Genomic DNA, 23,740 nt, shown 5'->3' with positions numbered 1-23,740 from the left:
CGATGCGGGGACGACACTACGCGGGGGTGCCGGCGGTCAGCACTCGATCACGTTGACGGCGAGGCCGCCGCGGGCGGTCTCCTTGTACTTCACGGACATGTCGCGGCCGGTGTCGCGCATGGTCTTGATGACCTTGTCGAGCGACACGAAGTGGGAGCCGTCGCCGCGCAGTGCCATGCGGGCGGCGGTGATGGCTTTGATGGCGGCCAGTGCGTTGCGTTCGATGCAGGGGATCTGGACGAGGCCGCCGATGGGGTCGCAGGTGAGGCCGAGGTTGTGCTCCATGGCGATCTCGGCGGCGTTCTCGACCTGTTCGGGGGTGCCGCCGAGGACTTCGGCGAGTCCGCCCGCGGCCATGGAGCAGGCCGAGCCGACTTCGCCCTGGCAGCCGACCTCGGCGCCGGAGATGGAGGCGTTCTCCTTGAACAGGACGCCGACCGCGCCCGCGGTGAGGAGGAAGCGGACGACGCCGTCGTCGGAGGCGCCTGGTACGAAACGGGTGTAGTAGTGCAGGACGGCGGGGACGATGCCCGCCGCGCCGTTGGTGGGGGCGGTGACGACGCGGCCGCCCGCGGCGTTCTCCTCGTTGACGGCGAGTGCGAACAGGGTGACCCAGTCCATGACGCGGAGCGGGTCGGTGGCGAAGTGTTCGCCCGCGAGGGTTTTGCGCATCTCGGCGGCGCGTCGGCGGACTTTGAGGCCGCCGGGGAGGACGCCGTGGACGGTGCAGCCGCGTTCGACGCATTCCTGCATCACGTGCCAGATGTGCAGGAGGCCGGTGCGGATGTCGGTCTCGGTGCGCCAGGACTGCTCGTTCTCGAGCATGACCGAGCTGATCGGGAGGCCGGTCTCCCTGGTGCGGGCGAGGAGGTCGTCGCCGGTCAGGAACGGGTGGGGCAGTGGTGTGGTGTCGGCTTTGATGCGGTCGGTGCCGCTGGCGTTCTCGTCGACGATGAAGCCGCCGCCGACCGAGTAGTAGACGGCGTGGTCGAGCGAGGCGCCTTCGGCGGTGAACGCTTCGAAGCGCATTCCGTTGGGGTGCAGGGGAAGGGACTTGCGGCGGTGCATCACGAGGTGCTTGTCGTGGACGAACCCGATCTCGTGGGTGCCCGCGAGGCGGAGTCGTCCGGTCAGCCGGATCTCCTCGGCGCGGACGTCGGCCTCGGTCGGGTCGACCTCTTCGGGGCGCAGGCCCTCCAGGCCGAGGAGGACGGCTTTGGGGCTGCCGTGGCCGTGGCCGGTGGCGCCGAGCGAGCCGTACAGCTCGGCGTGGACGCGGGTGACGGCGTCGAGGTGGCCGCGGTCGCGGAGGCGGTCGGCGAACATCGAGGCGGCGCGCATCGGGCCGACCGTGTGGGAGCTGGACGGCCCGATGCCGACGGAGAAGAGGTCGAAGACGCTGATGGCCATTCAGCTGACCGTCAGTTCCGCGTACTTCGCGGCGGTGAGGAGGCCTTCGGCGTTCTCGACGCGGACGCGGAAGAGCCAGCCCGCCGCGTAGGGGTCGGTGTTGATCAGTGCGGGGTCGTCGGCGACGGCCTTGTTGGTCTCCACGACCTCGCCGCTGACCGGTGCGTACAGGTCGCTCACGGACTTGGTCGACTCCAGTTCGCCGCACACGGCGCCGGAGGTGACGCGGTCGCCGACCTCGGGCAGCTGCACGTAGACGAGGTCGCCGAGGGACTCGGCGGCGTAGGCGGTGATGCCGACGGTGACCGGTTCCTGGGTGCCGGGCGTCCAGTCGACCCATTCGTGTTCGGGGGTGTAGAGGAGGTGTTCGGGGAACTCCACAGCGGCACTCCACGGGCTCGTGGCCGGCGCGCGTCAACCGCGCCGACGCTCGGGTCGGTCCGACTCCCCCTCTGTCATGGGACCTGAGAGCTTCACCGCGCGGGCGCGGCTTGCACCGTGGGTGCGCGCCGGAGCACGCTTTCCAGAGTCGCCTCGCCCGAGCGGTTCTTGGTGCCTGAGAGTGTGCGGGGTGCTTGCTCCTTCGGCGCCTCGGCTGCTGCCGGGGGCTCTCCCGCTCGGGGTGCGGCGCCCGGTGGGCGCCTCGGCCGTTCTTCAGTTGGCGAACGGCTGAAAGCTATGTCGCCGTCGGACGGGTGTCAACGCGCGTACGGACGCGCAAACCCCGAGGTGTTGTGCTGTTCACACAAGCGACCCCCTACCCGATGGTGCGGTCGGCACGATGACAGTGCCGCGGCCTTGCCGGACCTTTGGAGTCAACAGCCCAGCTCCCGCTCTCCTAGGTCGAAGGAGTCACCGTGCGGATCGCCGTCCCCCGCGAGATCAAGAACCACGAGTACCGCGTCGCGTTGACGCCGGCCGGTGCGCACGAGCTGACCGGTCGCGGGCACGACGTGTTCGTCGAGGCGGGTGCCGGTCTCGGTTCCGCGATCGCGGACGCCGAGTACGCGGCGGCCGGGGCGAAGGTGCTGGCCACGGCCGACGAGGTGTGGGCCGAGGGTGAGCTGGTGCTCAAGGTGAAGGAGCCCATCGCGGAGGAGTACCCGCGGTTGCGGGCGGGTCAGGTGCTGTTCACCTACCTGCACCTGGCTGCGGACCGGCCGTTGACCGAGGCGCTGCTGGGGTCCGGTACGACCGCGATCGCCTACGAGACGGTGCAGACCGCGAACGGCGCTCTTCCGCTGCTGGCCCCGATGTCGGAGGTGGCGGGCCGGTTGGCCCCGCAGGTCGGCGCGTTCGCGCTGATGAAGCCGTCCGGTGGGCGTGGTGTGCTGCCCGGTGGTGTGCCCGGTGTGGCTCCGGCGCGGGTCGTCGTCATCGGTGGTGGTGTCGCGGGTCTGAACGCCGCGACGATCGCCGTCGGCATGGGGGCGGACGTGGAGATCCTGGACACGAACGTGGACCGGTTGCGGCAGATCGACGCCCAGTTCGGCGGCCGGTTGCGCACCGTCGCGTCCAACAGCTACGCCGTCGACCAGGCCGTGCGCGAGGCCGACCTGGTGATCGGCGCGGTGCTGGTGCCCGGTGCCAAGGCCCCGAAGCTGGTCAGCAACGAGCTGGTGTCGCGGATGAGGCCGGGCGCGGTGCTCGTCGACATCGCGATCGACCAGGGCGGCTGCTTCGCCGACTCGCGGCCCACGACCCACGCCGACCCGACGTACGCGGTGCACGACACCGTCTTCTACTGCGTCGCGAACATGCCCGGTGCCGTGCCGCGCACGTCCACCTACGCCCTCACGAACGTCACGCTGCCCTACGCGGCGGCGTTGGCGGACAAGGGCTGGCTGCCCGCCCTGCGCGCGGACAGGTCGCTCGCGCCGGGCTTGAACGTCCACGACGGTCAGCTCGTCAACCTCCCGGTGGCGCAAGCGCACGAGCTTGCCTCCACGCCGCTGGACCAGGTCGTCTGATCGCGTTGCGCAGCGGGCCGGGCGGCTACCGAGGTAGCCGCCCGGTTCGCGTTTTGCTGCCCTCGATGACGTGGTGGAGGCCGTCCGGGGAGATGGCGTGCCCTCGGGTGTTGTGCCCACGAGGAGCCGGGGGACGAAAGAGGCGACCCGCTCAACCAGCCTGGGGGTCACTGGGAGCGGGTCGCCGAGCACAAGCTTAGACAACAACAGGGCGTTGTGCCCAGTTGCCCCACCGATTCGAGACTTGGAACTTCGGGGTGGTGGACCACTGCCCGTGTTCGGCCCTCAAACAAACGAGTGAATTCCCCCTGGACCAGTACGCCTCGGGACCTCGGGAACCGATGCACCTAGCAGGGGGCGACATCGTTACGCAGCGGGTTCGACCGCTCTCACCCCGTCAACCCAGGAAGCCCAGGCACACTCCGATCGGAGAGCACATGGCTGAACCACAGGGCTGGATCGACTGCCACGACCCCTTCGGTCGCGACCGGTCGATGACCGTTCTGGTCGAGAACGACCGTGTTCTGCTGGTCGCGCCGCCCGGAGAATCGGCTGTGATGTCCGCCACGCAGACCCGGCGGTTGCACCGGCTGCTCGACCAGGCCGCGGCGAGCAGCGCCTCGTCAGCGGAGGGGTGAGACGGGGTGGAGGAGGCTCTGCGCAAGGCCGTGCTGCAACGGCTCGCGCTGCTCGACAAGGTCGCTGAACAGGGCGAAGCGGAGTCGCTCGTGCCGCTCGCGCGCGCGGAGATCCACCGGCTCGCGGACGGCTGGCGGCTGCTGCTGACCGTGCACCAGCCCGACGAGGACAGCCGTTGCCGTGCGTGCCCCGGTTGGCTGCGGCGCAGGCGGTGGCCTTGCCAGATCTGGACGATGGCGCACCAGCACCTCATCGGCGAGGGCGTGGCGCACCGCGACCGGCGCAGGCCGCTGCGCAACCCGTTCACCCGATCGGGAGGGTCCGAGTCCACGTCCGGGCCATCCGCGGCTGAGGAGCCCGCGTTCCCCACGACGGAGTACGACGAGCACGGCTACCACCCCGATGAGGAGGTCGTGCCGCCCGAGTCGCTCACGGAGCGCACCACCGAGCTGCCGCCCATCCCCGACATGGCGGAACGGGCCGTGCACCGCGCCCCGGTGGCGGGCAGGCCGCGCCACGCCCTGCCGGATTGACCCGATCGTCCGGGGCGGGCGTTCCCGTTAAGGCAGGATGACCCCGAGCGGGGCCACGACACCCGCCATCGGGAGGGAACGCGTGCACGACGGCAGTGGGCGCATCGTGGTGCAGAACCTGACCAAGCAGTTCGGTCCGGTCACCGCGGTGCAGAACCTGAGCTTCACGGTGGAACCGGGTTCGGTCACCGGCTTCCTGGGTCCGAACGGCGCGGGGAAGACGACGACCCTGCGCATGCTGCTCGGCCTGGTCACGCCGACGGCGGGCATCGGGCTGATCAACGGGCAGCCGTTCGGGAACCTGGGCAACCCCGGTCGGGTGGTCGGCGCGGTGCTGGAGGCGCAGGGGTTCCACCCCAAGCGCTCCGCCCGCAACCACCTGCGGGTGTACGCGGCGGCGATCGGCGTGCCCGACCAGGCCGCCGACCACGTGCTGGAGCTGGTCGGCCTCGGCCAGGCCGCACACCGCAAGGCGGGCGCGTTCTCGCTGGGCATGAAGCAGCGGCTCGCGCTCGCGACCGCGCTGCTCGGCGACCCGCAGGTGCTGGTGCTCGACGAGCCCGCGAACGGCCTCGACCCCGAGGGCATCGCGTGGCTGCGGACGTTCCTGCAGAGCTACGCCCGCCAGGGCCGCACGGTGCTGATCTCCAGCCACCTGCTGGCCGAGGTCGAGCAGACCGTGGACCAGGTGGTGATCGTCAGCCGCGGCCAGACCATGTACTACGGCAGCCTCGACCAGCTCCGCGGGTCGCAGCGCAGCCGCGTCCTGGTCCAGCCGTCGGACGCGTCCGCGCTGGTCACGGCGTTGCAGGCGGACGGTGTGACCGGGATCGAGCAGGTGCCGGACGGCAGGCTCGCGATCAGCGGCATCGACGCCAAGCAGGTCGCGGACAGCGCGTTGAAGGCCGGGGTGTCGATCTACGGCATCCAGGAGGAGCGGGTCGACCTGGAGCAGCTGTTCTTCCAGCTGACCAACGGCCAGTACACCGGCGCGGGCCCGAACCCGAACCCCTACGGCGCCCCGAACCCGTACGCGGGCCCGCCGAACCAGAGCGGCTACTACGCCCCGCCGACCCCGTCCCAGCAGTTCCCGTCCCAGCAGTTCCCGTCCCAGCAGTTCCCGGCGCAGCAGTACCCGCCGCAGGGCTACCCGCCCGCGCAGTACCCACCGCAGGACTACCAACAGCAACAGCAGCAAACACCTCCTCCGGGCTACCAGCAGCCGGGCCAGGGTGGATACGGGGGCGGCGTCTGATGTTGATGAACCTCGTCAAGGCGGAGTTCCGCAAGACCACCACCACCGGGCTGTGGTGGGGTCTGATGATCCCCACGGTCCTGCTGGCGCTCGGTTGGGCGCTGGGCACCGGTGCCATCGGCAAGAGCGTCATGGACGTCGTCAACGGCGCCGACGCCGAGGAGCTGACCCAGCTGCTCGGCATCGACTCGTCGCAGTGGCAGGTGTCGGTGTTCGGGATGGCCCGCAGCATCAACATCGCCACCGTCTTCCCGATGATCTTCGGCGGTCTCGCGATCTCCAACGAGATCAACCGGCGCACCATCACCACCACGTTCCTCACCGCCCCCAACCGGGTCGGCGCGCTGTCGGCGAAGCTCATCGTCTACATCGCCTGGGGCGCCATCTACGGCATCGCCATCGTCGCCGCCGTCAGCATCGGCATCGCCTTCACCTCCGACTCCGCCGCCCTCCCGGACCCCGCCGGCTGGATCGCCATGGCCGCCGTCGGCGTCCTCTCCTCGATCCTCATGACCATGCTCGGCGTCGGCGTCGGCGCCCTGATGACCAGCCCGATCGGCACCACCATCGTGCTGCTGCTCTACATGCTCATCCTCGAGAACGGCATCCAACTGGTCCTCGCCGCCCAGGACCTCGTCCCCGTCATCGGCTTCCTGCCGAACGGCTCCGTCAACGGCCTCACCGGCTCCGTCGCCGCCACCATCTTCCTCTCCACCGCCGGCGTGGTCCCCGACGAACTCGTCGAGGTCATCCGCGGCATCGCGGGCGCCCTCGGCGCCTTCGACTGGTGGCTCAGCGGCCTCATCTTCCTCGTGTGGACCGCCGTCTTCTTCCTGGGCGGCTGGGCCGCAACCCAACGCAAGGACATCACCTAAGAAGCCGATACCCACCACCCACCCCACCACGACGGGCGAAGCCCGCCAGCGCGCATCCGGCGCGAAGCGCCTGGGGCCTTGTCCGACGCGCAGCGAGGATGCAGTGTCGGACGGAGTCCGATGCTTGAGTCGAGCGGAGCTCGATGCTGGCGAAGCCAGACTTCCCCTCTGCCCCCGATCCACAGCGCCCTCCTGCCCGATCTTCGTTGTCAAGACAGCTCTATCGTCTTGACAACGAAGATCGGGCATTGAGACAATCGCGCGCCGGGGGCTGGGCTTCCCCAGGGGGTGAAACGGCCGGGGGCCGGGCTTCGCACGGTGGGAGGGCAGGGCAGGGCTTCCCCAGGGGTAGGAGGACCAAGAGCCGAACTCGCGGAGTGAGAGGGCCGAGAGCCTCCCACAGCGGGAGGGCAAACAACCCGACCCCCTCCCCCGCACCGCCCTAACCTGAACCCCGTGACTACCTCCGACCCCGACACATCCAGCACCCCCGACACACCAGACACCCCCGGCTGGATCCGCAAGCTCACCCGCGCCTGCTGGCAGCACCCCTCCCTGGTGCTCCTCTCCGTCGTGGCGGCCGTGCTCGGCGTCGGTCTCCAGGCCGCCGGTCCCCTGCTCGTCAAGCTCGCCGTCGACGACGCCGTGATCGGCCGCACCGAACGCCTAGCCCTGCTGGTCGCGGTCCTCGTGGGCATGGAGCTGCTCACCTTCGCGACCGCGTTCCTCCGCCGCTACCTCGGCGGTCGCCTGGCGCTGGACGTCCAGCACGACCTCCGCCAGGGCGTCTTCGGCGCTGTCCAGCGTCTCGACGGCGCCAAGCAGGACGTGTTGCGCACCGGTCAGGTCGTCTCGCGTTCGATCACCGACCTCCAGCTGGTGCAGGGCCTGCTGTCGATGGTCCCGTTGGCCGTGGGGACGGTGGTGTTCACCGCCGCCGCGATCGTCGCGATGCTGTGGCTGTCGCCGCTGCTCACCGTGATCGCGCTGGTCGTCGTCCCGGCGGTGGCGTGGATCGCGACGCGCAGCAGGCTGGTCCTGTTCCCGGCCACCTGGTCCGCCCAGCAGCGGGCGGCCGACCTCGCGCAGCACGTCGAGGAGACGGTCACCGGGGTGCGGGTGGTCAAGGGCTTCGGCCAGGAGGTGCGGGAGGTCGCCAAGCTGGAGGGGCAGGCCCGGTCGCTGTTCGCCGAGCGGATGCGGGCGGCCCGGCTGACCGCCCAGCCCACGGCGACCCTGACGGCGCTGCCCGCGGTGGGCCAGGTGGCGGTGCTCGCGCTGGGCGGCTGGATGGCGTTGCACGGGCAGGTCAGCCTCGGCACGTTCCTGGCGTTCGCGACCTACGTGGCCAACCTCGTCGGCCCGACCCGGCTCCTGTCCGGTCTGGTGGTCAACGCCCAGCTGGCCCGCGCGGGTGTCGAGCGGGTCTACGAGCTGATCGACTCGCAGCCGGACGTGGTCGACAAGGAAGGTGCCCAGGACGTCCCGGACGGGCCTGTCGGCATCTCCCTGTCCGGTGTGACCTTCGGCTACACCCGCAGCGAACCGGTCCTGTCCGACGTCACCGTGGACGTCCGGCCGGGCGAGACGCTGGCGCTGGTCGGCACGGCGGGCTCCGGCAAGTCCACGGTGTCGCTGCTGCTCCCCCGCTTCTACGACGTCCACGCCGGCTCGATCGCCGTCGGCGGTGTGGACGTGCGCGACCTGCGGCTGTCGTCGTTGCGCGGCACCGTCGGCGTCGTGTTCGAGGAGGCGTTCCTCTTCTCCGACACCCTGCGCGCCAACATCGCCTACGGCCGCCCGGACGCCACCGACGAGCAGGTCGTCGCCGCGGCGAAGGCCGCCGAGGCGCACGAGTTCATCCTCGCCCTGCCCGCGGGCTACGACACGGTCGTCGGCGAGCGCGGGCTCACGCTGTCCGGTGGCCAACGGCAGCGGGTGGCGTTGGCGCGCGCTCTGCTGACCGACCCGCGGGTGCTGGTCATGGACGACGCGACCTCCGCGGTGGACACGGCGACCGAGTCCGCGATCCACCGCACGCTCGCGGCCGTCACGGCGCGGCGGACGACGTTGCTGATCGCGCACCGCCGGTCGTCGCTGGCGTTGGCGGACCGGATCGCGGTGCTCGACCGCGGCCGGGTCGTGGACGTGGGGACGCGCGAGGAGCTGGACGGGCGGTGCGCGCTGTTCCGGGAGCTGCTGGCCGGGCCGACCGACGCGATCGAGCAGGTCGACACCCGTGCGGACGCGGTGCTGGAGCCGGGCCCGGACGGGACGACGCCCGCGCTGTGGCCGTCGTTCGACCCGGAGGACGTGTCGCGGCTGGCGTCGGAGAACCGGACCGTGAAGCCGGTGACGGTGTCCGGGCGGGGTGCCTCGACGTCGGCGCTGGCCGGTGGTCTTCCCGCGACACCGGAGCTGTTGGCGCAGGTCAAGGCGTTGCCGCCCGCGTCGGAGGTGCCCAGGCTGTCCGGTGAGGACCCGACCGCGCCCGACCCCGGTTTCCGGTTGCGCGGTCTGCTGCGGCCCGCCCGGTGGGCGATGGCGCTGGTGGGGCTGCTGATCGTGGTGGACGCGGGGCTGGCGATCGGGCTGCCGACGCTGGTCCGGTACGGCATCGACCACGGGGTGCTGGGCCGGTCGACCACCGCGCTGTGGGCGGCCGCCGGGGTCGGGTTGCTGCTGGTCGGGCTCAACTGGTTCAGCACCGCGTGGAACACCGTGCTGACCTCGCGGGTCGGCGAGCGGCTGCTCTACGTGCTGCGCGTGCGCAGCTACGCCCACCTGCAACGGCTCGGCCTGGACTACTACGAGCGCGAGATGGCCGGTCGGATCATGACCCGGATGACGACGGACGTGGACGCGCTGTCCACGTTCCTGCAGACGGGGCTGACCACGGCGGTGATCAGCGTGCTGACGGTGGGCGGCATCGCCGTCGCGCTGGTGCTGACCGACCCGGCGCTGGCGCTGGTGGCGCTGACCGTGCTGCCGGTGCTGCTGGTCGCGACCGTGCTGTTCCAGCGCCTGTCGTCGCGGGCGTACACAGAGGCGCGCGAACGGGTCAGCGTGGTCAACGCCGACCTCCAGGAGAACGTGTCCGGGCTGCGGGTGTCGCAGGCCTACACCCGCGAGGGCCGGTCGGCGAAGGCGTTCGCCGAGCGCAGCGACGCCTACCGGGTGTCCAGGCTGCGGGCGCAGAGGTACATCGCGACGTACTTCCCGTTCGTGTCGATGCTGTCGGGGGTCGCGCAGGCGGCCGTGCTGGCGGTCGGCGCGTACCGGGTGGCGGCGGGCACGCTGACGCCGGGTGTGCTGCTGGCGTTCCTGCTGTACCTGGGGTTGTTCTTCGCGCCGGTGATGCAGCTGTCCGGGGTGTTCGACGGGTACCAGCAGGCCAGGGTGGGGCTGAAGCGGATCGGTGAGCTGCTGGCGACCCGGAGCACGGTGCCGCCCGCCGAGGAGCCGGTGCACGTGGTGGCGCTGCGCGGCGAGGTGGAGCTGCGGGACGTGACGTTCCGCTACCAGGGCACCGACGAGCCCGCGTTGGACCGGGTGTCCCTGCACGTGGCGGCGGGTGAGACGGTCGCGCTGGTGGGTGCGACCGGTGCGGGCAAGTCGACGCTGGTCAAGCTGGTCGCCCGGTTCTACGACGCCACCGAGGGCACGGTGCTGGTGGACGGGGTGGACGTGCGGTCCTACGACCTGCCGGAGTTCCGGCAGCGGTTGGGCGTCGTGCCGCAGGAGGCGCACCTGTTCGGCGGCGACGTCGCGGACAACGTCCGGTACGGGCGGCCGGACGCCACCGACGCCGAGGTGGAGCGGGCGGTCCGCGCGGTGGGGGCGCTGCCGGTCGTGGCGGCGCTGCCGTCGGCGTTCCACCAGCAGGTGGGCGAGCGCGGCCAGGGCCTGTCGTCCGGGCAGCGCCAGCTGGTGGCGCTGGCGCGGGCCGAGCTGGTGGCCCCCGACCTGCTGCTCCTCGACGAGGCCACGGCGGCGCTCGACCCGGCGACGGAGACGGCGGTGCTGGCCGCGAGCGACCACCTGGCGGGCAGGCGGACCACGTTCGTCGTCGCGCACCGGCTCGCGACGGCGGCGCGAGCCGACCGGATCGTGGTGCTGGCGGGCGGTCGGATCGTGGAACAGGGCACGCACGGTGAACTCCTGGAGGCGGGCGGCACGTATGCCAGGTTGTGGCGCTTCGGCCTGCCCGCCGAGGAGGCGGCCTGAGAATCGGGATCCGTCCCCCGCGGGAGGGCGGGAGCAGTCAGCATGGACCCGTGGTCACGTTCGCGGTGCGGGCGTGAACCGCCCCCCTTTCGGGGTACACCCGGAGGGGAATGCCCGGTGACACCGGGCTACGGGAAGGGCTGCCGTCACCCCGGCGGCGGTCCGCCAAGTGGGAGTCGGAGGTTCACATCCTGGAACCTCCGGCGCCCTCGTCGAGCCGCGAGGAGGGGCTCCGGAACGGGGTTGGTCCAGGTCGACGGCGAGATCACATCAAGCAATGCTCAAGTGGGTGCAACACGAGCGGGGTCGTGACCGATCCTGTGATGGAGCACTCGTTGGCAGGCGCATCCTCCGTATGAAGTGGCATACGCGGGGGACTAACCTGGCAGGGAGTTATGTCGACACCAAGAGCGAGATGGATAGAGGCGAGCGGCAGCCGTGTCCAGCAGTAGTCCTGCGTCACAGTTCGGCCCCAATGAGTGGCTGGTCGAGGAGATGTACGAGCAGTTCCTCGCCGACCCGTCGTCCGTAGACCCGGCGTGGCACGATTTCTTCGCCGACTACAAGCCGACGCAGCGGGCATCCGGCAACGGGAGCGTCGCGGCCCCCGCGGCCGGCTCGACCACCACCCGTGCGGCCGACACCACCAACGGTCAGGCTGCGACGGCCACGAAGCCCGCTCCCCAGCAGGCCGCACCCGCCGCCAAGGCGCCCGCGCCCGCCGCTGCCAAGGCGACGCCGCCGAGCGCGAGCAAGCCCGCGCCGCAGCAGGCCGCGAAGGCGGCGCCGGTGAAGCCCGCCGAGGGCGAGGAGCAGAAGCAGCTCCGGGGTGCCTCGGCCGCCATCGCGAAGAACATGGAGCTCTCGCTCACCGTTCCGACCGCGACGAGCGTGCGCGCCGTGCCCGCGAAGCTGCTGGCCGACAACCGCATCGTGATCAACAACCACCTGAAGCGGACGCGGGGCGGGAAGGTCTCCTTCACGCACCTGATCGGCTACGCGGTCGTGCGGGCGCTGCAGGCGTACCCGAACATGAACCGGCACTACGCGTCGGTCGACGGCAAGCCGTTCGTGGTGACCCCCGAGCACGTCAACTTCGGCCTGGCGATCGACCTGCCCGGCAAGGACGGCGCGCGCACCCTCGTGGTGGCCTCCATCAAGGGCTGCGAGGACATGACGTTCACGCAGTTCTGGCAGGCCTACGAGGACCTGATCCGCAAGGCCCGCACCGGCGGCCTCGGGTCGGAGGACTTCTCGGGCACGACCATCTCGCTGACCAACCCCGGCACGATCGGCACGAACCACTCGGTCCCCCGCCTCACCGCGGGCCAGGGCACGATCGTCGGCGTCGGCGCGATGGAGTACCCGGCGCACTTCCAGGGCAGCAGCGAGCAGGCCCTGACGGACATGGGCGTCAGCAAGGTCATCACGCTGACCTCCACCTACGACCACCGGATCATCCAGGGCGCCGAGTCGGGCGAGTTCCTGCGCCGGATCCACCAGCTGCTGCTGGGCGAGGACGGCTTCTACGACGACGTGTTCACGTCGCTGCGGCTGCCCTACGAGCCGATCCGCTGGGTCGCCGACATCCCCGAGGGCTCGGTCGACAAGACCGCCCGCGTGATCGAGCTGATCGACGCGTTCCGCACCCGCGGCCACCTGATGGCGGACACGGACCCGCTGAACTACCGCCAGCGCAGCCACAAGGACCTCGACGTCCTGTCGCACGGCCTGACGCTGTGGGACCTGGAGCGGGAGTTCCCGGTCGGCGGGTTCGCGGGCAAGGAGCGGATGAAGCTCCGCGACATCCTGGGCGTGCTGCGCAACTCCTACTGCCGCACCGTCGGCGTGGAGTACATGCACATCCTGGAGCCGGAGGAGCGCAACTGGATCCAGGAGCGCGTCGAGGTCCCGCACGAGAAGCCGCCGGCCACCGTGCAGAAGTACATCCTGTCGAAGCTGAACGCGGCCGAGGCGTTCGAGACGTTCCTGCAGACCAAGTACGTCGGCCAGAAGCGGTTCTCGCTGGAGGGCGGCGAGACGGTCATCCCGCTGCTGGACGCGGTGCTGGACAAGGCAGCCGAGCACGAGCTGGACGAGGTCGTCATCGGCATGCCGCACCGCGGCCGCCTGAACGTGCTGGCGAACATCGTGGGCAAGCCGATCTCGCAGATCTTCCGCGAGTTCGAGGGCAACCTCGACCCCGGCCAGGCGCACGGCTCCGGTGACGTGAAGTACCACCTCGGTGCCGAGGGCAAGTACTTCCGGATGTTCGGCGACGGCGAGACGAAGGTGTCGCTGACGGCGAACCCGTCGCACCTCGAAGCGGTCGACCCGGTGCTCGAAGGCATTGTGCGGGCGAAGCAGGACATCCTCGACAAGGGCGGCGACGGGTTCTCCGTGCTGCCGGTCGCGATGCACGGCGACGCCGCGTTCGCGGGTCAGGGCGTGGTCGCCGAGACGCTGAACCTGGCGCTGGTGCGCGGTTACCGCACCGGCGGCACGGTGCACGTGGTCGTGAACAACCAGGTCGGCTTCACCACGGCGCCGGAGAACTCGCGGTCGTCGAAGTACTCGACCGACGTGGCGAAGATGATCGGCGCCCCGGTGTTCCACGTGAACGGCGACGACCCGGAGGCGTGCTACTGGGTCGCGAAGCTGGCGGTGGACTACCGGCAGGCGTTCAACAAGGACGTCGTGATCGACATGGTCTGCTACCGGCGCCGCGGCCACAACGAGGGCGACGACCCCTCGATGACGCAGCCCGCCATGTACGACGTGATCGACACCAAGCGCTCGGTGCGCAAGACCTACACCGAGTCGCTGATCGGCCGCGGCGACATCTCCGTCGAGGAGGCCGAGAAGGCGTTGCAGGACTTCTCCAGCCAGCTGGAGCACGTCTTCAACGAGGTCCGCGAGCTGGAGAAGCACCCGGCCAAGGCCAGCCCGTCGGTCGAGTCCGAGCAGCAGGTGCCCGCGAAGCTCCCCACCGGGGTGAGCATCGAGGTGCTGGAGAAGATCGCCGACGCGCACGTCAACCTCCCGGAGGGCTTCACGCCGCACGCGCGCGTCAAGCCGGTCCTGGAGCGCCGGTCGAAGATGGCCCGCGAGGGCGGCATCGACTGGGCGTTCGCGGAGCTGCTGGCGTTCGGCTCGCTGACCCTGGAGGGCCGTCTGGTCCGCCTGGCCGGTCAGGACTCGCGGCGCGGCACGTTCGTGCAGCGCCACGCGGTGCTGGTCGACCGCAAGACCGGCGCGGAGTACACGCCGCTGCAGAACCTGTCCGACGACCAGGGCAAGTTCATGGTCTACGACTCGGTGCTGTCGGAGTTCGCCGCGCTCGGCTTCGAGTACGGCTACTCGGTCGCCAACAGCGACGCGCTGGTGCTGTGGGAGGCGCAGTTCGGCGACTTCGTGAACGGCGCCCAGCCGGTCATCGACGAGTTCATCTCGTCCGGCGAGGCCAAGTGGGGGCAGCGTTCCGACGTCGTGCTGCTGCTGCCGCACGGCCACGAGGGCCAGGGCCCCGACCACACGTCGGGTCGCATCGAGCGGTTCCTCCAGCTGTGCGCGGAGGGGTCGATGACGATCGCCGTGCCGTCGACGCCCGCGAACTACTTCCACCTGCTGCGCCGCCACGCCCTCGACGGCGTGAACCGGCCGCTGGTGGTGTTCACGCCCAAGTCGATGCTGCGCCTGAAGGCCGCGACCAGCCCGGTCGAGGACTTCACCGAGGAGCGCTTCCAGTCGGTCATCCCCGACCCGACGAAGCCGGACCCGTCGAAGGTCACCAAGGTCGTGCTGTGCAGCGGCAAGATCTACTACGAGCTCGCGGCCGAGCAGGAGAAGCGCGAGGTCAAGGACACCGCCGTCGTCCGGGTCGAGCAGCTGTACCCGGTGCCCGCGCGCAAGCTCACCGAGGCGCTGGAGCAGTACCCCAACGCCACCGAGGTCCGCTGGACCCAGGAGGAGCCCGCCAACCAGGGTGCGTGGCCGTTCTACGGCCTGGCACTGCCTGACCTGCTGCCCGAGCGCTTCCGCGCCACCAGGGTCAGCCGCCGTCCGATGGCCGCGCCGTCGGCGGGGTCGAGCAAGGTGCACGAGGTCGAGCAGCGCGAGATCATCAAGAAGGCGTTCGACTAGGTTTCACGCCCCGAGCCGCCGGAACCGAGCACGTGGGTTCCGGCGGCTCGGCCGTTCACGGAGGACTCCGATGTACTTCACCGACCGCGGCATCGAGGAACTGGAAACCCGCCGGGGCGACGAGGAGGTCAGCTTCGCCTGGCTGGCCGACCGCCTGCGCGCGTTCGTCGACCTGAACCCCGACTTCGAGACCCCGATCGAACGCCTGGCGACGTTCCTGGCGCGTGACGACGAGGACGAGGAGTGAGGCGGGGCCCCGGAAGTCCGGGGCCCCGTTCCCACTTACCAGGCGTAGGCCTCCGGGGCGGGCTTGGAGCCGTTCGGGCCCGGTGCCGGGAACAGCTCGTCGAGCTTGGTCAGGACCTCGTCGTCGAGCTTCAGCTCGGCGGCCCGCAGTGAGCCGTCCAGCTGCTCCGCGGTGCGCGGCCCGATGATCGGGGCGGTCACGCCGTCCTGGTGCAGCAGCCACGCGAGGCCGACGTTGGCCGGGTCCTCGCCGAGGTCGGCGCAGAGCTTCTCGTAGGCCTCGATGGCGTCCTGGTGCTTGGCGAGGTTCCCCTTGGCTCGGTCGGAGTTGCCGCGGGAGCCGCCGCCCTCGCGCTGCTTGCGCAGCACACCGCCGAGCAGGCCGCCGCCGAGCGGGGACCACGGGATGACGCCGATGCCGTAGTGCTGGGCGGCGGGCAGGACCTCCAGCTCGACCCAGCGGTTGAGCAGGTTGTAGATGGACTGCTCGCTGACCAGTCCGAGGAAGTGCCTGGCGCGCGCGGCTTCCTGGGCTTGGGCGAGGTGCCAGCCCGCGAAGTTGGAGGAGCCGAAGTAGAGCACCTTGCCCTGCTGGCGCAGGACGGAGAACGCCTCCCAGATCTCGTCCCACGGGGTCGCGCGGTCGACGTGGTGCATCTGGTAGAGGTCGATGTAGTCGGTCTTGAGGCGGCGCAACGACTCGTCGGCGGCGCGCCGGATGTTGAGCGCGGACAGCAGGTTGTCGTTCGGCCAGTCGCCCATGCTGCCGTAGAGCTTGGTGGCGATCACGGTCTTCTCGCGGCGGCCGCCGCCGGTGGCGAACCAGCGGCCGATGATCTGCTCGGTGACGCCCTCCCCCGCCTTCCAGCCGTAGACGTTGGCGGTGTCGAAGAAGTTGATGCCGTGCTCGTGGGCGCGGTCCATGATCGTGTAGCTGTCGGGTTCGGTCGTCTCCGGACCGAAGTTCATCGTGCCGAGGCACAGGCGGGACACGGAGAGACCGGAACGACCGAGTTGCGTGTACTCCATGCCCCAAGCCTGCACCGTGAAACGCGGCCGTGCCACGTGGAGCTGCTCCAGCACGCTGCGCGTGGCAGTTCTCGAATTCGACCGGCCACCCGCGGTATTCGCTCCACAAAGGAATGCCGCGGTCGAACACCGCGATCGGGCTCACCGAAGTAGGCAATTGGCACATCCGGGTGAATCACGCCAGCGGCAATTGGCCGCTGATGGCGGCTGACCGGGACGACCGGTCATCCAGGTCAACCGCCTGACCAGCACTTACTTCGTGCCGGCCTTCTTCACCCGAAATTCGGCAGTCGCGAGATGGCGCATGATTACCCTCCGGTTCCGCTACGAATAAACCCTCTCCGAGAGGGCGAAGCGGAATCGTAGACTCGACTTCGGGCGAGCGTCAACAACGATAAAGAAATCAAATGGGCGACGTTGACAGCGATCGGGGAAAGGGGAACGATGCCGAACTGGTTCACCCACCACCGATTAACCCGCACAGCCCCGAGGAGCAGCCGAATGGCCGAACTCACCGTGGTGGAAAGCCTTCTCGGGGTTCCGCCCGGCTATCCGCGCTGGCGGGTCGCGGACATGGCCAACCGGGCCGGGATCCTGCCGACGTGGCTGTCCTCGGTGGTCGCCAGGGGTGAGCCCGTCACCGATCGGGCGGCCGGGTACCTCGACCGGGTCCGGCGCCGGGTGGACGCGCTGCACGCGACCGGGGAGGCGCTGGCCGCGGCGCACGGCGTCGAGGTGATCAAGGGGGCCCGCATCGCGCGGCGGATGCCCGCGGGCCTGCTGCGCAACTCGGGCGACACCGACGTGGTCGCCCCGGACCAGGAGTCGCTCTGGGCCTGCGTGCTGGACCTGCGGGAGCGGTTCGACGCCGTGCCGCAGGGCGTCAACGTCCTGGAGACCGGCGGCGAGCTGCACGTGGTGGTGGCGGTGAAGTGGCCCGCCGAGGAACCCGAGCTGGACAAGCCGATGGGCGCGGACATCGCCACGTGCGCCTTCTGCGGCAACATGTCCGACGTCCCGGTGCGCGCGGGGCTCCCGGCCGACGACGACGTCCGCTCGCTGTTCGCGGTCGCCGAGGAGCGGTTCCAGCGCAAGTTCCGGCGCAAGGACATGCTGGACCTGGTGGTCCTCGCCGAGGCGCTGGCCGCGAGGGAGGACCTGCCCGACCTGGTCGCGGACACCGCCCGCGCGCTGAACCTCGCGCCGGAGCTGCTGGCGCTGCACCGCAGGACCACCCGGTGGGTCGACCTCCCGGACGTGTGGGACGACGTGGCGTCCGCCCTCGTCCCCGTGGCGGCGCAGGAGAAGCGGCGGCGCAAGGAGCCCACCGGGATCCCCCGGCTGCGCTTCGGCTTCCCGCTCGACGACGTCGCGTCGGACTCGCTGGAGCTGCACGGGTTCGAGGGCACGCACCTGATGACGACCCCGATCGGCACCTGCCTGCTGGTGGACGACCCGGACATCCCGGAGGACCTGCACCGGGCAGCCGTCGACCGGGTCCGGCTGGTGCGCGCGGGATGACCGAGCCCCTGGAGGTCGCGACGACGGCCGTCACCGGACCGAGGACGTTCCCCTTCTCGGCCCCCGTCGGACTCGCGATCGACCCCGTCTTCGCCGAGCTGCGCGAGAACGAGCCGGTGTCCCGGATCCGGCTCCCCCACGGCGGGGACGCCTGGCTGCTCACCAGATACGCCGACAACCGGGCGCTGCTCACCGACCGCCGGTTCAGCCGGGCGGCCGCGGCGGGTCCCGCGGTCCCACGGCTGACCGTCGAACCCGCGGGCGGGTCGGCGCTGTCCATGATGGACGGTGCCGGGCACGCCAGGCTCCGCAGGCTCGTCGCCCCCGCGTTCTCCGTCCGCCGGATCGAACGGCTGCGCCCCCGGATCGACCGGCTCACCGACGACCTGCTGACCGCGATGCTGGAGACCGGGCCGCCCGCCGAGCTGCTGGAGGCGTTCGCACTGCCGTTGCCGATCACCGTGATCTGGGAGCTCCTCGGTGTGCCGCAGGGGAACCGGGACCACTTCACCGGGCTGGCGAGCAGGCTGCTGTCCTCCACGGCCTACACCAGGGACCAGGTCCAGGACGCGGTCGACGAGCTGTCGGACTACCTCGCCGACGTGATCGCCGAACGCCGCGCCGACCCCGGCGACGACCTGCTCAGCGAGCTCGTGCACGCGCGGGACGTGGACGACCGGCTCAGCGAGCTGGAGCTGGTCACGCTGTGCGGCACGCTGCTCGGCGCGGGCTACGAGAACGTCGCCAACGCCATCGCCAACTTCACCGTGCTGCTGACCGAGGACCCGTCCCTGATGGCGAGGCTCCGGGCCCAGCCCGAGCTGGTGCCCAACGCAGTCGAGGAGATGCTGCGCTACGCCATGTCCGGGCTCGGCGTGAGCGCTCCCCGCGTCGCCACCGAGGACGTGGAGATCGCCGGGGTGCTGATCCGCCGGGGTGAGGCCGTCTTCGCGTCGCTGCCGTCGGCCAACCACGACCCGAACGCCTTCGCCGACCCCGACCGCATCGACTTCGACCGCAGGGCGACGGGCCACCTGGCGTTCGGCCACGGCGCCCACCTGTGCCTCGGCGCGGTGCTCGCCAGGGTCGAGCTGCGGGTCGCGCTGGCCGCGGTCGTGAGCAGGATCCCTGGTCTGCGACTGGCCGTCCCGCTCGACGAGGTGCCCTGGAAGCTCGGCCTGACCGTCCGCGGGCCGCGGGCGCTCCCCGTCACGTGGTGACCACCACGGGGTCGCTCAAGGAGCACTCCGACTTCCGGATGTTGTGGGCGGGCAACGCCGTCAGCCAGTTCGGCACGAGGATCGGCGGGGTCGCCGCACCGCTGCTGGCGGTCGGCGTGCTGGCCGCGAGCCCGTTCGAGGTCGGTCTGCTCAACGCCGCCCAGACGGTCGGCCTGCTGCTGATCGGGCTGCCCGCGGGCGCGTGGGTGGACCGGATGCGCAAGCGCGGGCTGATGATCTCGATGGACCTGTGCCGGGCGGCGCTGCTGGCCACGATCGCGGTCGCGGGCTGGGCGGGCGTGCTCACCCTGGCGCAGCTGCTCGTGGTCACGCTGGCCGTGGGCGTGGCGACGGTGTTCTTCGACGTGGCGCACCTGGCCTACCTGCCCGTGCTGGTCGGCCGGGACCAGTTGTTGGAGGGCAACGCGAAGCTCCAGACGAGCCAGTCCGTCGCCACGACCGCCGGTCCCGCGCTCGGCGGCTGGGCGGTCGCCGTGCTGGGGGCGGCGAACACCATGCTGGCCACCAGCATCGGGTTCGTCGTGTCGGCGTCGCAGCTCAACCGGATCACCTCCGTCGAGCCGACGCCGCAACAGCCGGGGACCCGCCACCTGCTCGGCGAGATCGGCGAGGGACTGCGGCTCGTCTTCGGCGTGCCGACGTTGCGCGCCATCGCCTGCTGCACGGCCACCGCCAACCTGTTCCTCACCTTCCTGGTCACCCTCAACGTCCTCTTCCTGAACCGGGAGCTCAGCCTGTCCACGGGCGCGACGGGCCTGGTGCTGGCGGCCTCCGGCGTCGGCGGTTTCCTGGGCGCCGTCACGGGTCGGGCGGTGGTGTCCGCGGTCGGGCGGGCGCGGTCGTCGTGGCTGTCGCTGCTGCTGACCCAGCCGTTCGCGCTGCTGCTGCCGATGACCCGGCCCGACTGGCGGATCGGCCTGTTCGTGGTGGGCTGGTTCGTCGTCGGCTTCGGGTCCACCGTCTACAACATCGCGCAGGTGACCTTCCGCCAGGCGGTGTGCCCCGACCGGCTGCTGGGCCGGATGAACGCCTCCAACCGGGTCGTCGTGTGGGGCACGATGCCGCTCGGCGGCGTCCTGGCGGGGCTGGTCGCGGAGGCCGCGGACGCCCGCACCGGCCTGTGGGTCGGCAGCACCGGCCTCTCGCTCGCGGTGCTGTGGCTGCTGCTGTCGCCGTTGCGGACGCTCGAAGACGTACCCACCCCTTGAACGGGGTTTCCACAGAATTGACAGTATTGGGTTCGAATACGACAACACGGCGTCGAACGCGACCACCTACGTCATCGACACCGGAACTGCCCAGCAGGTCGTCGACCGCGAGGATCTCCTCCAGCAGCTGGCTCGATCGCACGCGTGAGCGCGTTCCCGAAGTCCTCCGCCACGAGGACGAACCCTACGTGCTCGGGTGCACCTCGACCCCTGCTCGCCACACCGCGTGCGTGAGCGGGACACCGGGCCGGTAGGCGAGGTGAGTGGTCGACGGCGCGTCCAGCACGTGCAGGTCAGCACGTGCGCCGGGCCGCAGCACGCCGACGTCGTCCCGGCGCAGTGCCCGCGCACCACCCAGGGTCGCGGCCCGCACGGCCTCCTCCACGCTCATCCGCATCTGGAGGACGGCGATGGCCACGCAGAACGCCATCGAGGACGTGTAGGACGAGCCGGGGTTGCAGTTGCTCGCCAGCGCGACGGTCGCGCCCGCGTCGAGCAGGCGGCGGACGTCCGGGAGTGGTTGGCGGGTCGACAGGTCGCACGCGGGCAGCAGCGTGGCGACGGTGTCGGAGCCCGCCAGCGCGTCGATGTCGTCAGCGGACAGGTACGTGCAGTGGTCGACGCTCGCCGCTCCCAGCTCCACGGCCAACCGGACACCGGGGCCCTCGCCGAGCTGGTTGCCGTGCACCCGCAGCCCGAGCCCCTTCGCCGCGGCCGCCCGCAGGACCGCCCGCGACTGGTCCTCGTCGAACGCGCCCTTCTCGCAGAACACGTCCGCCCACCGCACGTGCGGGGCGACGGCGTCCAGCATCTCGCCGCACACCAGGTCCACGTACTCGTCGGGATCGCTCCCGGCGGGCACCAGGTGCGCCCCCAGGAACGTCACCTCGTCGACGTGCTCTGCCGCCAGCTTCGCCGACCGCACCTCATCGGCGACGTTGAGCCCGTACCCGGTCTTGGTCTCGACGCAGGTCGTCCCCTGGCTGAGCGCCTCCGCGATGTGCCGCTTCAGGTTCGCGGCCAGCTCGTCGTCGCTCGCCGCACGGGTCGCCCCGACCGTCACCGCGATCCCACCCGCCGTGTACGGCTTCCCCGCCATCCGCGCACCGAACTCGGCCGTCCGGTCACCCGCGAACACCAGGTGCGTGTGGCTGTCCACCCACCCCGGCAACACCGCCCGCCCCTGCACGTCGACACGGCTGTCCGCCGCCGGCTCCCCGTCCCCGACCCACACGACGCGGTCGCCCTCCACCACCAGCGCCGTACCGGACACCTCGGGGTCGTTCGTGGTCAGCTCACCGATACCGGTGATCAGGGTGCTCGTCACAACGTCTCCAGATCAGCGGTCGGCTTGCCAACGAACACCGGTGGGCCTTTCACCGTTCGTGCGCAGGTACTCCTCGACAGCGCGCCGGACGACGTCGACGGACACCTGCGAGTTGGGCGGGAACTCCGTGTCGTTGTCCATGTAGTAGTAGACGAGCGCCTCATCTGAACCGGCTTCGTCACCGAGGCTGTAAACGCCCTCGAACCACTCACGGCCCGCGTAGCGCAGCACTCCGCGATCACCGTCGACACCGGCCGACAGCTCCTGCGCGTGCACGTCGTCGGTCAGGTACACCTGCGCCAGGAGCGGCCCGGTCTCCAATGACCGCGCACGCAGCCGCTCCACGAAGGCCGCCACGTCAGCGCTGGTCGACAGCGTGACGGGCTCGGCAGCGTGGTCGCGGGCGTAGTAAGCGTTCAGGGAACCCAAGACGACTTCCCGCCTCCCTCGTACACCCGAAAGAACCCGTTGGTCCCGTGCACGACAAGACGATAGCCCGGTGGCAGAACGACCGGCACCAGCTCGTCGCACCCCATGGGACCCCCGCACGGCTGGTTGTTGATGACCACGGTCGCGGAGCGGATCCCGTTCTTGCGCATGTGCGCCGCGAGCTTCATCTCGACGTCCGATACCCGCTGGAGAATGTGCCGCGACTTCATTCCCCGGAACACCTCGACGGCTTGGTCGTACAGCTCGTCCTTGCCGCTCACGATCACTTCCGACCGCCCGCTCGGCCCCACCCAGCGACCGTGGGTCTTCGGGCGCGAGGTGCCTGCCCCGCGCCTCATCGCGGGGACATCCGGTGGCAGGTCCGCACGCAACCGGTCCACCGGCACCGCATCGGCGATGACACCGTCGAGGTAGCGACGCGCCGTGTCGTCGGCGTTGCCCAGCAACGCCTGGAGGTCGGTGCCCCTTGGTCGGATCCCCTCGAAAGCGGCAACGAGTTCCGCCCCTTCGGAGTCGCCCGAACCGGCCGGCGTCGCCGCGATCCCGGCGTGGGCGTCGTCCAAGTGGTCCGCCGCACGACCCAATGCTGCGATAGCGGCGGCTGACTTGGCCAACGCCGCCTGGATTCGCGCTACCACCTCCCCCAGCACGGCCGCTTACAGCGCGGCCACGAACGCCCTCCACCGGTCGGCCGGAATCGCCAGCCGCACCCCGGTGTTCTTGGAGTCGCGGACGGCGACCGCCGGTCCGGTGAAGGCGACCTCGACGCAGTTGCCTTCATTGCCACCACCGCTGTAGCTGCTCTTGCGCCACTCCACCGCAAACCCCTCTCACCCGGTAAGCATCCGTTCGACCAGCGCCACCGACTCGTCATGGCTCATCGCCTTGGTGCACAAGTGTTCAAACAGCACCCTAGCCCGCTGGACATCGGCCTTCTCCTCGAAATGCGCCGAGCCGGTCGGGTATTCGATGTACAGCATGTCCGGATCTTCGGGGTCGGTGAACTCAAGCAGGGTGAAGGCTCCGGTCAGGCCTCCATGGATGCCGAGGTCGGCAGGCAGCACCCGAAGGCTGACCGAAGGCAACTCGGACATGATGACCAAGTGCTCCAACTGCTCGGCCATGAGAGCCGAGGACGGCGCAAGCCTGAGCAGGGCCGATTCATCGATCAGCCCGGTCAGGTGCAGTGGGCGCTCCTCATCGGTCAGGCGGCCCTGGCGGATCTGGCGGATCTCCATCTGCTTGGCGAGTTCGGACTTGGTCCGCCGCAATTGGTCGGCCTCGAACACCACCTGCATGTAAGCCGGAGTCTGGAGCAGCCCCGGCACATAGGAAAGGGTCACCTCCCGCACTGCGGCAGCCTCGCTCTCCAGGTCGGCGTATCCGAGCCCGGCCAACCCGTACTTGGCCCACCAGCCCGGTTCCAGCGCATCGCGCACCTCATCCAGGAGTTTGGGCAGGTAGACGTCGTAGATGTCCATCATCGAGCGGGCCAGGTGCACGTCGACCCGCGACTCGCCCGCCTCGATCCGGTACATCGAGGTGCGCTTCTTGTCGAGGGCGAGCGCTGCCTCCTCGATGGTCATCCCTGCCTGCTCCCGCATCTGGCGGAGGCGGCGTCCCAACTTCCGGCGGCGAAACGGTGGCCGTTGCATGGGGTCATGAT

The 23,740-nt window shown here is 70.4% G+C and carries 19 protein-coding genes and 1 riboswitch; of the genes, 11 read left to right on the top strand and 8 right to left on the bottom strand.

Annotated features, from left to right (window positions below):
* Positions 1 to 36: 36 nt before the first annotated feature.
* On the bottom strand, positions 37 to 1,410 hold the full coding sequence (locus CLV43_RS13590) for an L-serine ammonia-lyase (RefSeq protein ID WP_106187439.1): 1,374 nt from the start codon (positions 1,408 to 1,410) through the stop codon (positions 37 to 39).
* Entirely contained in the window at positions 1,411 to 1,791 is a 381-nt protein-coding gene (gcvH, locus tag CLV43_RS13585; protein WP_106187438.1) for a glycine cleavage system protein GcvH, read from the bottom strand. It abuts the gene before it with no gap.
* 152 nt (positions 1,792 to 1,943) lie between these two features.
* Positions 1,944 to 2,036: riboswitch (glycine riboswitch) on the bottom strand.
* A 231-nt stretch (positions 2,037 to 2,267) separates the two neighbouring features.
* Between gcvH and ald the strand changes: the two genes are divergently transcribed.
* The 8 genes from ald (at position 2,268) to CLV43_RS47770 (ending at position 15,299) form a co-directional block, all read left to right on the top strand.
* The gene (gene ald, locus CLV43_RS13580) at positions 2,268 to 3,380 is read left to right on the top strand and encodes an alanine dehydrogenase (RefSeq protein ID WP_106187437.1); all 1,113 of its coding nucleotides are present in this window, start codon (positions 2,268 to 2,270) and stop codon (positions 3,378 to 3,380) included.
* A gap of 437 nt (positions 3,381 to 3,817) precedes the next feature.
* Positions 3,818 to 4,018, top strand: a complete 201-nt coding sequence (locus tag CLV43_RS13575) for a hypothetical protein (RefSeq protein WP_106187436.1) — start codon at positions 3,818 to 3,820, stop codon at positions 4,016 to 4,018.
* A 6-nt stretch (positions 4,019 to 4,024) separates the two neighbouring features.
* Positions 4,025 to 4,552: a hypothetical protein gene (locus CLV43_RS49235; protein ID WP_245886391.1), complete on the top strand. Its 528-nt coding sequence runs from the start codon at positions 4,025 to 4,027 to the stop codon at positions 4,550 to 4,552.
* Positions 4,553 to 4,634: 82 nt separating this feature from the next.
* Complete coding sequence (locus tag CLV43_RS13565; protein ID WP_106187435.1) at positions 4,635 to 5,807, top strand: ATP-binding cassette domain-containing protein; 1,173 nt, start codon at positions 4,635 to 4,637, stop codon at positions 5,805 to 5,807.
* Complete coding sequence (locus CLV43_RS13560; protein ID WP_106187434.1) at positions 5,807 to 6,682, top strand: ABC-2 transporter permease; 876 nt, start codon at positions 5,807 to 5,809, stop codon at positions 6,680 to 6,682. The genes CLV43_RS13565 and CLV43_RS13560 overlap by 1 nt, the downstream gene beginning before the upstream one ends.
* A gap of 456 nt (positions 6,683 to 7,138) precedes the next feature.
* Complete coding sequence (locus CLV43_RS13555) at positions 7,139 to 10,909, top strand: ABC transporter ATP-binding protein (protein ID WP_170155829.1); 3,771 nt, start codon at positions 7,139 to 7,141, stop codon at positions 10,907 to 10,909.
* Between the two features lie 438 nt (positions 10,910 to 11,347).
* Positions 11,348 to 15,052: a multifunctional oxoglutarate decarboxylase/oxoglutarate dehydrogenase thiamine pyrophosphate-binding subunit/dihydrolipoyllysine-residue succinyltransferase subunit gene (locus CLV43_RS13550; protein ID WP_106187433.1), complete on the top strand. Its 3,705-nt coding sequence runs from the start codon at positions 11,348 to 11,350 to the stop codon at positions 15,050 to 15,052.
* A gap of 70 nt (positions 15,053 to 15,122) precedes the next feature.
* A complete protein-coding gene (locus tag CLV43_RS47770; RefSeq protein WP_170155828.1) occupies positions 15,123 to 15,299 on the top strand; it encodes a DUF6104 family protein in 177 nt (58 codons plus the stop codon).
* 35 nt (positions 15,300 to 15,334) lie between these two features.
* Here the strand turns inward: CLV43_RS47770 and CLV43_RS13545 are convergent, their stop codons facing one another.
* Positions 15,335 to 16,327, bottom strand: a complete 993-nt coding sequence (locus CLV43_RS13545; protein ID WP_106187598.1) for an aldo/keto reductase — start codon at positions 16,325 to 16,327, stop codon at positions 15,335 to 15,337.
* Between the two features lie 501 nt (positions 16,328 to 16,828).
* Between CLV43_RS13545 and CLV43_RS13540 the strand changes: the two genes are divergently transcribed.
* From CLV43_RS13540 to CLV43_RS13530, 3 genes are read left to right on the top strand one after another with little or no spacing between them, the layout of a single operon-like run.
* Positions 16,829 to 17,848, top strand: a complete 1,020-nt coding sequence (locus tag CLV43_RS13540; RefSeq protein ID WP_106187432.1) for a hypothetical protein — start codon at positions 16,829 to 16,831, stop codon at positions 17,846 to 17,848.
* A complete protein-coding gene (locus CLV43_RS13535) occupies positions 17,845 to 19,068 on the top strand; it encodes a cytochrome P450 (RefSeq protein ID WP_106187431.1) in 1,224 nt (407 codons plus the stop codon). The genes CLV43_RS13540 and CLV43_RS13535 overlap by 4 nt, the downstream gene beginning before the upstream one ends.
* Positions 19,065 to 20,297 (top strand): MFS transporter, encoded by a 1,233-nt coding sequence (locus CLV43_RS13530; protein WP_245886387.1) that lies wholly within the window; start codon positions 19,065 to 19,067, stop codon positions 20,295 to 20,297. Before CLV43_RS13535 ends, CLV43_RS13530 begins: the two co-directional genes overlap by 4 nt.
* A 184-nt stretch (positions 20,298 to 20,481) precedes the next feature.
* Here CLV43_RS13530 and hutI read toward each other — a convergent pair whose 3' ends face one another.
* From hutI to CLV43_RS13505, 5 genes are all read right to left on the bottom strand, one after another.
* Complete coding sequence (gene hutI, locus CLV43_RS13525) at positions 20,482 to 21,624, bottom strand: imidazolonepropionase (protein WP_106187430.1); 1,143 nt, start codon at positions 21,622 to 21,624, stop codon at positions 20,482 to 20,484.
* Between the two features lie 12 nt (positions 21,625 to 21,636).
* Positions 21,637 to 22,053 carry an Imm1 family immunity protein gene (locus CLV43_RS13520; RefSeq protein WP_170155827.1) on the bottom strand — a complete coding sequence of 139 codons (417 nt, stop codon included), beginning with the start codon at positions 22,051 to 22,053 and terminating at the stop codon, positions 21,637 to 21,639.
* The gene (locus tag CLV43_RS13515; RefSeq protein WP_146174756.1) at positions 22,041 to 22,637 is read right to left on the bottom strand and encodes a DddA-like double-stranded DNA deaminase toxin; all 597 of its coding nucleotides are present in this window, start codon (positions 22,635 to 22,637) and stop codon (positions 22,041 to 22,043) included. The genes CLV43_RS13520 and CLV43_RS13515 overlap by 13 nt, the downstream gene beginning before the upstream one ends.
* A gap of 93 nt (positions 22,638 to 22,730) precedes the next feature.
* Positions 22,731 to 22,892 carry a DUF397 domain-containing protein gene (locus CLV43_RS13510; RefSeq protein ID WP_106187427.1) on the bottom strand — a complete coding sequence of 54 codons (162 nt, stop codon included), beginning with the start codon at positions 22,890 to 22,892 and terminating at the stop codon, positions 22,731 to 22,733.
* 12 nt (positions 22,893 to 22,904) lie between these two features.
* Positions 22,905 to 23,729 carry a Scr1 family TA system antitoxin-like transcriptional regulator gene (locus tag CLV43_RS13505; RefSeq protein WP_281262155.1) on the bottom strand — a complete coding sequence of 275 codons (825 nt, stop codon included), beginning with the start codon at positions 23,727 to 23,729 and terminating at the stop codon, positions 22,905 to 22,907.
* Between the last annotated feature and the right edge of the window lie 11 nt (positions 23,730 to 23,740).

This window comes from Umezawaea tangerina (assembly GCF_003002815.1).
GTDB classification, from domain to species: Bacteria; Actinomycetota; Actinomycetes; order Mycobacteriales; family Pseudonocardiaceae; genus Umezawaea; species Umezawaea tangerina.
This window is presented reverse-complemented; position numbering and strand designations above follow the sequence as displayed.

Bases quoted from the DNA above. Each gene is read 5' to 3' on its own strand.
- CLV43_RS13505 (WP_281262155.1), bottom strand. From the start codon at position 23,729: ATGCAACGGCCACCGTTTCGCCGCCGGAAGTTGGGACGCCGCCTCCGC.
- CLV43_RS47770 (WP_170155828.1), top strand. From the start codon at position 15,123: ATGTACTTCACCGACCGCGGCATCGAGGAACTGGAAACCCGCCGGGGC.
- CLV43_RS13535 (WP_106187431.1), top strand. From the start codon at position 17,845: ATGACCGAGCCCCTGGAGGTCGCGACGACGGCCGTCACCGGACCGAGG.
- CLV43_RS13560 (WP_106187434.1), top strand. From the start codon at position 5,807: ATGTTGATGAACCTCGTCAAGGCGGAGTTCCGCAAGACCACCACCACC.
- CLV43_RS13545 (WP_106187598.1), bottom strand. From the start codon at position 16,327: ATGGAGTACACGCAACTCGGTCGTTCCGGTCTCTCCGTGTCCCGCCTG.
- CLV43_RS13540 (WP_106187432.1), top strand. From the start codon at position 16,829: ATGGCCGAACTCACCGTGGTGGAAAGCCTTCTCGGGGTTCCGCCCGGC.
- CLV43_RS13575 (WP_106187436.1), top strand. From the start codon at position 3,818: ATGGCTGAACCACAGGGCTGGATCGACTGCCACGACCCCTTCGGTCGC.
- CLV43_RS13590 (WP_106187439.1), bottom strand. From the start codon at position 1,410: ATGGCCATCAGCGTCTTCGACCTCTTCTCCGTCGGCATCGGGCCGTCC.